Annotated in this window: 2 protein-coding genes; one reads left to right on the top strand and one right to left on the bottom strand. The window is 41.5% G+C overall.

Features of this window, described 5'->3' with window-relative positions:
• A partial coding sequence (locus tag STRDD04_RS07840) for an LPXTG cell wall anchor domain-containing protein (protein ID WP_156469076.1) occupies positions 1–870 on the top strand: 870 nt, incomplete at its 5' end.
• 713 nt (positions 871–1,583) lie between these two features.
• Here STRDD04_RS07840 and STRDD04_RS10675 read toward each other — a convergent pair.
• A partial coding sequence (locus STRDD04_RS10675; protein WP_197460089.1) for a UTP--glucose-1-phosphate uridylyltransferase occupies positions 1,584–2,147 on the bottom strand: 564 nt, incomplete at its 5' end.

Genomic DNA, 2,147 nt, shown 5'->3' with positions numbered 1-2,147 from the left:
ACAGAACCAAGTACAGAACCAAGCAAGGACGAGCCGAAGCCGACAGAACCAAGTACAGAACCAAGCAAGGACGAGCCGAAGCCGACAGAACCAAGTACAGAACCAAGCAAGGACGAACCGAAACCGACAGAACCAAGTACAGAACCAAGCAAGGACGAGCCGAAACCGACAGAGCCAAGTACAGAACCAAGCAAGGACGAACCGAAACCGACAGAACCAAGTACAGAGCCAAGCAAGGACGAGCCGAAACCGACAGAACCAAGTACAGAACCAAGCAAGGACGAGCCGAAACCGACAGAGCCAAGTACAGAACCAAGCAAAAATCAACCAAAACCGACTGTACCGACGACAAATGGTCGCCCAGTCCTTCCAACTAACTCATACATTTTAATAGATCCTGCCACAGGTATCATCTTGCAAAATCCAGATTTTGCTCAAGGTGGTTTTAGTTTAGTAGTTGGTGTTTTGAGTGATGTAGCAGCGCTGAAAGGGAAAGACTATAAAGCTTATGACATTCAGTTATCTAATCAAAATGGACCTGTTCATCAAATCAGCTCAACAGTCGTAACGATTCCAGTTGATCCAAACAAAGAAGTTGAAGCAATTGCTGCAATTGGAGAAGATGGCAAGCTAGAAAACTACCAGTTTACTCTCAATGCAGATAAAACAAAAGTCACCTTCACGACTAATCATTTCTCTGCTTATGGTGTTGTTTACAAATCAGCTCCAAAAGTGATGCAAAAGGAAAATGACAGGAAATTGCCATCTACTGGTCAAACGATGTCCATGGTAGGGGTAATCGGAGGCGTCCTTCTGAGCGCACTTGGATTTGTCTTTTACTTAGAAAAACGCAGAAACCATAAAGCCTAATGGTACATGTAATTGTTAGAAAAACAAAAAGAGGCTACTAAGTGTCCTGACTCCAAAAAGTTGGACAAATCATTATTGAAAGGATTGGATCCTGTACTGCACAGGACTCAGTCCTTTTCATTTTTTTTGATCTGTAGTAAACAACCTAATTCAATAGCTTTCTCTAGGTCATCAAGTGAGTGATAAGATTTTTCATAAGCATAGAACATCTCAGGCTTACTCTATTTTCATGACATAGATGGGTGATTCCTTTGCCTTTAAGAAAATCATGATAAATCTAGCGATAGGGAAAGTTTCCTTTCGATAGATGGTATAACACTTCGGATAGGGTTTCGAAGCTTCAAATTGACGCTGAATAAGGTTGTCAGCTTTTTACCAAGTTTGCTTCGGTAGGAGAATAATCATGCTTGTGATGAATGCGGGCAGAGAACCCTGTGATTATCATCAAACACTGAACATTTTTGTGATCGACTAGGAAACTAGGATTACAAAGCTCTAAATAAATCCGACGGGAAGCATAGTTGCCTTTATAATCATCATAAATTGCTTGAATCTAATTCCTGAGTTCTTTTTTTATCAGGACTGTCAAGTTGTTTCTTGAAGTAGATATGCAGTTTATCTTCGGAGGTTAATTTCATAATAAGAAAACACCCCAATTGTTAGATTTTGTGTCTAACTTTTGGGGTGCAGTTCAATTTCTAAACTCTATTTCTTTACTTATCAGATGATTTTGCTCCGTCTAATTTCTTTCCCAAATCGATAATGTATTGCTTCAAATCATCTTTAACTTGCGGATGCTTGAGAGCATAGTCGATGGAAGTTTTCATGAAGCCAAACTTATCACCAACATCATAGCGGTCGCCTTTAAATTCACGGGCAAAAACGCGCTGAGTCTTGTTGAGGGTATCGATGGCATCAGTCAGTTGAATTTCATTGCCAGCGCCGGGAGTTTGTTTTTCTAGGATTTCAAAAATTTCTGGTGTCAGCAGATAGCGGCCGATAATGGCCAAGTCACTCGGTGCTTCTTCTGGTGCAGGTTTTTCAACAAACTTTTCAACGCTATACAGTCCATTGACTCCCTCACCTTGCGGAGCAATGACTCCATAAGCAGAGACTTCGTTGTGTGGAACCTTCATAACAGCGATAGTAGAGGCATGAGTCGCTGCATAGTCATCCATGAGTTGCTTGGTTAGCGGTACTGCCTTGTCATTGGTAATATCCATCAAATCATCACCCAGCATGACAACGAAAGGTTCGTTTCCGACAAAGGCCTTAGC

Origin of the sequence: Streptococcus sp. DD04 (assembly GCF_001578725.1) — a bacterium.
GTDB classification, from domain to species: domain Bacteria; phylum Bacillota; class Bacilli; order Lactobacillales; family Streptococcaceae; genus Streptococcus; species Streptococcus sinensis.
Note: the sequence above shows the minus strand (reverse complement) of the source record. Positions and strands in the feature narration are given on the sequence as shown.